General features: G+C 43.4%; 13 protein-coding genes. 2 read left to right on the top strand and 11 right to left on the bottom strand.

Annotated features, from left to right (window positions below):
- Positions 1-77: 77 nt before the first annotated feature.
- The 11 genes from H6G14_RS32060 to H6G14_RS32010 form a co-directional block, all read right to left on the bottom strand.
- Positions 78-626 (bottom strand): hypothetical protein, encoded by a 549-nt coding sequence (locus H6G14_RS32060; RefSeq protein ID WP_242054278.1) that lies wholly within the window; start codon positions 624-626, stop codon positions 78-80.
- Positions 623-1,201: a hypothetical protein gene (locus H6G14_RS32055; protein WP_190572903.1), complete on the bottom strand. Its 579-nt coding sequence runs from the start codon at positions 1,199-1,201 to the stop codon at positions 623-625. The genes H6G14_RS32060 and H6G14_RS32055 overlap by 4 nt, the downstream gene beginning before the upstream one ends.
- A 73-nt stretch (positions 1,202-1,274) precedes the next feature.
- A complete protein-coding gene (locus tag H6G14_RS32050; protein WP_242054276.1) occupies positions 1,275-1,703 on the bottom strand; it encodes a hypothetical protein in 429 nt (142 codons plus the stop codon).
- Entirely contained in the window at positions 1,697-3,448 is a 1,752-nt protein-coding gene (gene ltrA, locus H6G14_RS32045) for a group II intron reverse transcriptase/maturase (RefSeq protein WP_190572901.1), read from the bottom strand. Before ltrA ends, H6G14_RS32050 begins: the two co-directional genes overlap by 7 nt.
- 556 nt (positions 3,449-4,004) lie before the next feature.
- A complete protein-coding gene (locus tag H6G14_RS32040; RefSeq protein ID WP_242054274.1) occupies positions 4,005-4,382 on the bottom strand; it encodes a hypothetical protein in 378 nt (125 codons plus the stop codon).
- Complete coding sequence (locus H6G14_RS32035; protein ID WP_190572905.1) at positions 4,382-4,621, bottom strand: hypothetical protein; 240 nt, start codon at positions 4,619-4,621, stop codon at positions 4,382-4,384. The genes H6G14_RS32040 and H6G14_RS32035 overlap by 1 nt, the downstream gene beginning before the upstream one ends.
- Before the next feature lie 11 nt (positions 4,622-4,632).
- Complete coding sequence (locus H6G14_RS32030) at positions 4,633-4,839, bottom strand: hypothetical protein (RefSeq protein ID WP_190572899.1); 207 nt, start codon at positions 4,837-4,839, stop codon at positions 4,633-4,635.
- A complete protein-coding gene (locus H6G14_RS32025) occupies positions 4,836-5,042 on the bottom strand; it encodes a hypothetical protein (RefSeq protein ID WP_190572897.1) in 207 nt (68 codons plus the stop codon). The genes H6G14_RS32030 and H6G14_RS32025 overlap by 4 nt, the downstream gene beginning before the upstream one ends.
- 13 nt (positions 5,043-5,055) lie before the next feature.
- Entirely contained in the window at positions 5,056-5,322 is a 267-nt protein-coding gene (locus tag H6G14_RS32020) for a hypothetical protein (protein WP_190572895.1), read from the bottom strand.
- Positions 5,323-5,336: 14 nt separating this feature from the next.
- The gene (locus H6G14_RS32015; RefSeq protein WP_190572904.1) at positions 5,337-5,582 is read right to left on the bottom strand and encodes a hypothetical protein; all 246 of its coding nucleotides are present in this window, start codon (positions 5,580-5,582) and stop codon (positions 5,337-5,339) included.
- On the bottom strand, positions 5,575-6,702 hold the full coding sequence (locus tag H6G14_RS32010) for a ParM/StbA family protein (RefSeq protein ID WP_190572892.1): 1,128 nt from the start codon (positions 6,700-6,702) through the stop codon (positions 5,575-5,577). Before H6G14_RS32010 ends, H6G14_RS32015 begins: the two co-directional genes overlap by 8 nt.
- Before the next feature lie 253 nt (positions 6,703-6,955).
- On the opposite strand from H6G14_RS32010, the gene H6G14_RS32005 reads away from it, so the two are divergent.
- Positions 6,956-7,150, top strand: coding sequence for a plasmid partition protein ParG (locus H6G14_RS32005; RefSeq protein WP_190572890.1), 195 nt, complete (start codon positions 6,956-6,958; stop codon positions 7,148-7,150).
- Positions 7,151-7,746: 596 nt separating this feature from the next.
- Positions 7,747-8,849: DUF3854 domain-containing protein (locus tag H6G14_RS32000; protein ID WP_190572889.1), on the top strand; the 1,103-nt coding region annotated here is incomplete at its 3' end.

Here is an 8,849-nt window from a genome sequence, read left to right as displayed (position 1 = left end):
TGGAAAAATAAATTTTCTACTTTCACTATTTTTGCGAAGTATAAAATGGATATCTGCTTCGTGAAGCATAATGTGAGCTAAAAGCTCATTTTTTCATTCAAGTCACACTCGTAGTCTAGTTGGGCGGTGTAACTTTCCTTATGGAGCCTTAACCCTTCTCGAAGCTTGGCAATTAGCCAGTTGGTGCGGAGTTCCTCTCTAAGCTCAGGCAACAATCGCATCAACCGCCATTCCCGTGCTTTGGACAGTCCGTAGGCTCCGCCAAGGAATAATAAAGAAACTAATCCCCACCAAGGTTTGGAGACATTACTTGGTTCTATTATTCTTAGGCGGGTAGCTTTGGTAGGCAGAAAATTATCACGTTGAAACGAGGGGTTAGCTGGTGCGTAAACTTCGGCATAAAACTCAGACAAGGGCATTATGTAGCGTTTATCTGGTGTGCAGTATTTAGCACGGTTATCTGGTGAGGTCAGTGTAGAGGGGATAAAGCAATATTCCACCAAACTGATTTGAGTACCAGTGAATGATTTAGCCCCACAAATTAAGCCGATGGTTGCCAGCACACCCACAGTAATATTGTTGGCTGTCCCTGAGCGGATGTATGACTCGAACTGCTTACGTTTCATTGGTTTGCCCCCTTTAGCATTGATGCAATCAGCAACAACCCCACTGCACCCAACCCCATTAACAGCCAAGGGGGTTCAGGTTGGGGAGTTGGTTTAACTTCGTAGCTCCTTACCTCCTCATAGAACCGTGTCTTACCTATCTTGGTCGCCTCAGAGACAACCCGATATTCATCAAAGGCTATCCACAGCGAAGCCCCTACACTTGCAGTCTGAACAGTCGCAACCATGAAGTCTTTGCCAATGTGGAGTCTGTCGTCATATTGAATCTTGGTGAGGGTGTTGGCGAAGAATAACCCCAGTACAATGCTGCCGAGTGTCCCAGAAGCGATCGCGCCAATTCCTAAACTCGTTAGTAAACTGACTCCAGTGTTAGCGGTAAATACACCCAAGAACGTTGCCAGTGCTTTGTTTAGCAGTTGTTTATTGCTGAATACATCCCTAATAGATTGCTCTAGCCGTTCACTGTCTTCATCCTCTGGGGTGGTTTGAGTTTTTTGCGGTTCACTCCAATAAGGAGAGGGAGTCTGTTCATTATTGGAGTGAAATTGAGATAACAAAGCATCTATTTCATTCATTTTTACTCCTTCTTAACCCTATAAACGGGTATAAAAGCCAGAGTTTCTCATCCTCTGGCTTTTTACTTATGGTTTAAATGCCCATAAAGTTGCGGAACCACTGCCCTACACGGCTAATTCCAGCAGTACGCGAGTAGTTTGGTTTGGGTATGCGGTCGGTCTTCGCTTCACTACCGTTAGTCCACAGTGCCGTAGTTACGGCAGTTTCATAAGCCCTATCCGCCGTATCCTGTGCTTCTGGTAGTTTGTTGGATGCCTTGATTAAATCCGCCTCGTATTTTGCGATCGCCATTAGGTCGGCGGTGGCCCCCGCTATCTGAATCAGGCTTGAGCGTTGAGCGTGTCGGGTTGCTTCTGCTGTGGTGGCGTTGACGTGTTCGGCTTGATTAAACTCAACGAATCTGTCACCAGACCCGTTGGTCTTCAAAACCGGACGTGAGACTTTCACCTCATCCGGCTCCTCAATGACTTGGCTCTTGTCATGAGTACCTCTAACTACCATGTTGATAAAGCGTCCCTTTCTTCCGAGTTATCGTTGGCAGTTTTACTATCGTGGCATTGACGATGCAATGCTTGAAGATTTCCGTATATATCCCTTCCGCCTTTTGACTTGGGGATAATATGATCAACTTCAATCAAATCATCTTCCCTAAAATACAATCCGCAGTGAGCGCATTTACCCTGTTGTTTCTTTAAAAGTGTTGCCACTCTTGCCGGAACTAGGGGGTGTTTTCCTCTTCTAGAACTCCAGTATTTCAAGTTTCCGTCAAATGGTGATGCTGTCCCCTTAACTTTGATATGTCTAACAATTGGCTTGCTGGCATAGTTAACTAAGGTTTCGGTTATTTTTCCATCTTTGGTTACTGAGAATACCCAGTTATTCCCGCCCACGGTATGCCAATATTTATTGGTTATCCATCCCATAGATTTACCTGGGTGGCGGCGTTTTGCCCATCTGGAAAGCTTTTGATATACTAAGTGTTCAAGCGTAGAAAATGTTTCTTTGCTTACAACTGTTGAATAGTAATTGACCCACCCCCTAATGATGGGGTTGAGTTTTGCTATTAGTGCAGCTTGTGGGGCTGATTTGTGAGCGTCGATAATTTCCGCGATTGCATCGTAGTGTTTCTTAATCGCTTTCTTGCTGGGTTTGATGAGTGTCTTAAATCCCAGTAATTTACCGTTGGTTGCCTTACCTGAGTGGTGGTCATCAACTTTGTATTGCCTAACGTTGAATCCGAGAAAGTCGAAGCCAGAGTCTTTATAATCGTCTGATTCTTTTTCTGGGATTATCGGGTTAAGCAGAGTGTGACCTATTCTGGTCTTACTAGGACTTAATTCCAGTCCCATTTTTGCTAACCACCTTGAGACATCAAATTTCATTTCTGCAATTTGAACTTTTTCGTTGGCTAGGATTACAAAATCGTCAGCGTATCTTATTAAGGATATTGAGCATCGATTTTTTTTCTTATCACCCTTGAGACTGTCTGCAAAATCTACTGCTATTTGCTCTAACCCATGAAGGGCTATATTCGCTAGTAGGGGAGATATAACACCGCCTTGGGGTGTGCCTTCGTTAGTCTCAAAGAATTGTCCATCATCCATTACACCCGATTCCAGCCATGCTTTGATAAGTCTGTGCATCGTTGGGAATGTATTGATTTTCTTGAGCAATTCTTTATGGTTGATTTTATCGAAGCATTTGGATATGTCAGCATCTAGGATGTATTTTTCCTTTAATCTGATGCTATTAAATATTGCTTCGATTGCATCGTGGGCGCTTCTTCCTGGTCGGAAACCGTAGCTGTTAGGCTCAAACTTTGCTTCCCATTCTGGCTCAAGAGCCAGTTTAGCAAGCGCTTGAGTTGCTCTGTCGTGCATAGTAGGAATACCGAGGGGTCGCTTATCTCCGTTTGATTTGGGAATCCAAACCCGACGGGTTGCATTAACTTTCTGGTTAATGTTTAAGCTTAGAACCAGGGTGAGTCTAGCCTTGGGGGTGAGAGATTTTATACCGTCAACCCCGGCGGTTTTCTTGCCTTGGTTATCCTGGGTTACTTTGCGGACAGATAAGGCTTTGGCTGACCAAGACCTCATCAGTGTTTTTTGGAGTCGGCGGACTACTTTAGTATCACCACGTAGAGAGGCTTGGAATATTCTTTTCTGAAGCTTATAAACGTTCCTTTCCAGCTTTCGCCAGTTAATCGCGTTCCATTCCACCATCTGATTGCTCAGTGTTTTAGACATATACACTTCTTAATGTGACTATTCCTACCAAATCATCGTGAGTACGTCAGCATATCTTGACCATTACAGCCAAGCGTTCGCTTCTTACTCAATCTCGCCCGTCAAGGCATCCGGTTAGCACCTACTCAGGTATTCGACCACCTGAGAGCGTTTGACGGGTTACTTCGTTCCGATTAACAATACTGATATCTTTAGAGCGACACTCTTCACCGGGGTTAATGGGGGTGCTTATTGGTCGGGAGATGAACCGCCAATCCCTTATCCTTTGCCTTTTGGCGCAGCGTTTCAGCCTGATTGCGCTACTTGAATGATAACGATGATTAAAACGTGTCTTTCTTTCGTACTCATGGATATCTTGCTTGGCTCCTTACCGGGTTTGGGCTACCAGTAAGAGCGCCGTTCATTCCCGCTTTACCGATTGATGGCTAGTCGCTACAGTAGGGAAAGGGCTTTCACCTCAGCACTTGAGGGGTAGGATTCACACCTACATTGTTAATCAGTTATCTAGGCTATTACCTAGCAGCTAATCCCCTAGAATCCTTGCAGAGTCTAGTTTCTAGCTAACGAATCGCACCATCTCCACCATCTCATTTTTGAAACGCTGTTCACTCCCTTTTGATGAGTTGATAGCTTTGAGCGTTTGCGTTCCGTGCTTCTGGGTTAGTTGCACCAGTTCCGCATAGGCTTGGTTAACATCCCCGGTTGTCTCAATAATCGAACGGTATGCCTCCAATGCTTTAGGTAAGTTAGCTTTGGCAGTGTCCGACAGTCGTGCCATATCTGCAATTCGGGTGATTACCGTTTGGTCGCCCTGAAGTGCTTTGTTAAAGTCCTCCGCCGACACATCAAACAGTTTGCTCATCGCTCCCAAAGTACCAGGGGCATTACCAGAGATATGGTTTTTTAGTTTGGCAGTTCCATAGTTACGAGCCATTATTCTTCTTCCTCCTCGTCAACAGCCAAAGGGTTAACTGTGGAGATGAAATGTACTTTGGCGGTGCTATTAGATGCGGCGGCTAATGCGTCTTCTGGTTTGTCGTAGGGCGTAACCTTGTTTACTCCCTCATCGGTATTCTCTGCTTCACACAGATAATATTTGCTGTCCATCTTGCTAGAATCCTTTTGTTGTACTTGTGCAACTTGAGGGCGATTGCTCGGTGTCCAGTCAAGCAATCGCTCTCCCTTTAACCAGAAAATGCTTCAAGCTTTGCTACATCGATAGTTGTTCTCTCCTCAACTTCCCACTGCAAATAAGTCAATGCTGTTGTTGCATCTCCTAACGTCAAGTCAGGACTATAGTTAAGTGCAATTTGCTTGTAATCGGGATGGTTGCGAATTTGTAGAATTGTTTGCTGTGCCTCTTGAATTAGGCACTTTAATGATTGGCTCATAATTCTGCCTTTTCATTAATAGATTTGTTGGTACGTTGGCGTGGTACTGGTTTAGGTTGTAAGTGGGCGATTGCTCCTATGGTGAACATTCCTCCACCTATCATTGCTGTGGTAGTTGCGCCAAACTTTTGAGTAGAGAGATAACCAAAACCAACACAACTAGATAGAAATAAAGTGGCTCCTATTACTTGTCTAAATTTCACAATTATTTCTCCTTCAAAACAGTGATAATTGCAGTGATTCTTGACTAATAACAGAGACATTAACGCTCATCCCTAATACCTCCTCACATCGATTTATCAAAGTGCTGTGGTTAATAATCAAATCAGTTTTTTTTCGTTGTCCTGCGAGTGGGCGAAAGTGATACTTAGGAGCGCGGATTGTTCCTGTTTTGTACAGGTATTGATATAAGTTTCGGTCTATCTGATAGACCTTTGACTGGGTTAGTAATGTGCTGTCATAGACTCTGCTTAGATTATTCATGAAGCTACCCCTTTTTACTGACTAACCATACTTAATAGCCTTGCCTTATTCGGTTGTATTGGTGCAGTTGCTAATGCTTGATTTTGAGGAGTTGGTAATGCACTCTTGTTAACTCCAGACTGAAATATCAGCTTTTCTATTGCTGCTGAAAATGCTTGTGTTGGTGCATCTTGAGGAATGTCAAACATTTGGCACAGTTCGTAAACTGCTAAATACGAGATGGTTATACGCCGAGATTCGTAGCAGGTTTTATCAGACACTTGTTTCTACTCCTGTCATAGTTTCTGTTAGTAACTTCAATCCCATCGCATTGATAAATTGCGGATTTGGCAAGACCATAAAGCCGAATTGAGCTAGATTTTCATCGACTACTGGTAAGGAAACTCCACCACCCCACGCCACCAAGTATTTAGCTCTATCTAGATAATTTTTAGAGGTGACGATATTGGCAAACTTCTCAATCTGGCTTGACCACCATTGGTCTAAACATTGGGCATATTCCACTTCAAAACTCTTGCCCGTAAGTCGATTTCCTCCATAAGTCAAAGTGCCATCTAGAATCCCTTTATTTACTAAAGAAGGGGAATGTTTAACATCTTTGGATATGAGGCTTACTCCATCGTTTCTCTTGTCTAATGCCTCGGCAATCATTGAGTGCAATTCACCGCAGCCATTCTCTATTAAATGTTCACCAATCACTGCACCATTGCCGTTAAACACAGTAATTAGCCAAGTCGATGAACCGATATCAAGGGCGATAGCTACCTCTGATTCTTCTAGGGTGAGAATTGGTTCACCGAATAGGCAGTAAGCGATACTGCCAAAGCCCTCTCGATAAACACCTGTAACTAAAATCTCAACCGTTTTAGTAACAATTTGTTGATTGATGGGGTGTTTATGTTGGAAGGTGTGAATACCTTGCACTCGCCGCTTAATTTCTTTGTCCCAGCGTTGTGGGTTGTGGTTGCTCAAACTAATCTCTAGTCTTATTCCATCGGGAATATTCAGAACTGCTAAGTCTGCAAGGATGCTTTCTAATGCCAGTTCTGCTTTTTTGGACTTGTCCTCATGGAGTAGCGTGTAGTCAGGTTGTACGAGCGCTGCACTGCCCCAGAAGAATTGAACTTCTTTTAAGTCCAGGCGCGAACCTTCGACGTAACGAATCCAGCAGCCATCCTTAGAAATTGTTTCGTAATGGCGAATGTTGCGGTTACGGACTAATGAGTATGCTGCTGGCATCATGATAGAAAAATCACCATAGATAGCCTTGCCATACCCAGCACCAGGGTCTTTACCTCCCGTGATGGTAGTTAACCCGGAATTGGTGAGTAAATCGGCTTGAGCAAGCCAATTATCGGCGTTCAAGTATGTGGTTGTCATGGTTCTGATTATTGGTAAAAGTCTTTATATTTCTGGCTTTTGAGAATTTAAAAGCTAAATCGCCATAAATCCACACATCCAGCTTTTGGCAAGCCTCAACGTCACTTTCTGGCTTCTATTGCCTTTGTTGGGTGGCTGTTTTTGGCTTGTGAATTTATTATAGCTCGAAAACTCTAATACTCTAATACTCGAAAACAACATTTACTTATACTTTGGCGATAATTAAAAAAATTAATTAATGAGTATTTGAGCTATGGAGGAAAAGAAAAAACCAGGAAGACCATCAACCAATAAAGATGACTCTGTTTTTGTCCGTGCGAGAGTGCCACGAGAAATTCACAAAGCTTTCAAGCTTGCTTGTACGGAGGATGATTTAGTTATGGAAGATGTAATCAGGGATTTAATTAATGAATGGCTTACAAAAAGAGACAAGAAGAAGTCAGTTTAGATTTTCGAGTTTTAGAGCTATATAATATATGAGAAACCTGTTACTTCTCCCAATTTTCAATTTGAGGAGAGGTGACATGAATGAAGACAACTTACAGAATCTCAGGCTTTTGAGAAACTATCAAGTTTTATTAAGTAATTTCAAGCCATGAATTAGGTCTTGTTACATATAAAGCGGACAGAATTTCTGTAAAATCAGGCATGAATACAAATGAAGCTTGTAATGGAGGTAAATACACAACACCACTAAAACTAAAAAGGCAAAGTGTTACTAAGTAGTGAACACCTTGCCAGAAGTTAAAAATTAAAGGTTTAAATATCTGCGAGCGGGGTTTATCTCTCAAAGACCAAAGAAGTGGGACGAAGTTGGAAGCTCTTACCACTATTGGCAACCGAGATTGTTCCGCGCTGCTTACTCATATTATATGAGTTGCTGTGGCAATTTACAAAGTTATGTCGGCAGATAAATTTAATAATTTTTTTGCTAACTAAAAACCAAGTTTAAACAAGTAAAACAGTAAATCTCATAGATATGAGGCGTAGCAGTGCGCTAACCCCCTCTAAATGCTGAATAACCAGTTATTTGAGGGTACATCTGTGATAAGTAGTAACCGCGCACTTCAACTACATGAAGTTTTAGGAGGGTGTGAGACAATATCTCGACCCTTACATATAGAAGGAACTCACTGGAATGAATGGTTAGCCAGTGCTGTTGATCCTGGAATTATTGCTCTAAACGTTGTTTCGGTATCAGGTAGAACCGCCTACGATTACCTGTTCTACAGTCAAAATGTTCCCCGGCGTAACGATGGACGACTTAGAGACGGTGTATTAAAAAAATACCACCACATTGAAGGACGTTCCTGGTGGTGCAACGGCGTTGACCCACTCAACGATTACAGCCCGATGGACTGGGGCTGCATGAAGCCCGACCGCCCCAGGCGCGACCCAAACAAAGTTTCTAAATTTATCAAATATGAACACCCGTTGCGAGTGCCAACAAGGGCGTTTTTCTTAGCTGTTACCGATGAAATTTGGTCGAGCATAGCCGCAAGATATGACAAACCCATCAGCGATTGCGATCGCGCATTGGGTTTCTGGCATTGGGTGTGGAAGTACAACATTCCTGTTGTAATTTGTGAAGGGGCTAAAAAAGCTGGGGCGTTGCTCACTTTAGGTTATGCAGCGATCGCGCTGCCTGGGGTAAACAGTGGCTACCGCAATCTAAAAGATGAGTTTGGCATTCCCACCGGAGAAAGACATCTCATTCCCGAACTGCAACACTTCGCTACTCTAGGACGTAAATTTACCGTCTGCTTTGACCACGACACCAAGCCAGAAACAATTCAACGGGTCAACATTGCCATCGCCCAAACTACCAAGCTGTTAACGGCCTCTCACTGTCAAGTCCTGATTACAGAGTGGAATTATCCCGAAAAGGGCATTGATGATTTAATCATTGCCAGGGGGTCAGATGTCGCCCATGAGGTGATAAGCCTTGCACTCACCTATGAGCAATGGCAGGTGAAAAGCTACAATCGCCTGTCCTATGAGCCTGCGTTGACCCTGAATCAGCGTTATCTAGGAGAATTAGCAATTCCTGATGACGCTAAACTGATTTTGCTCAAATCCCCCAAAGGCACAGGCAAAACCGAGTCATTGATTGCCATTGTTGCCGAAGCGATCGCCAACGGTCAACC

This window comes from Nostoc parmelioides FACHB-3921 (assembly GCF_014696625.1).
In the GTDB taxonomy this organism is placed as follows: Bacteria; Cyanobacteriota; Cyanobacteriia; order Cyanobacteriales; family Nostocaceae; genus Trichormus; species Trichormus parmelioides.
The sequence above is the reverse complement of the archived record's forward strand: the minus strand, read 5'-3'. Positions and strand labels throughout refer to the sequence as shown.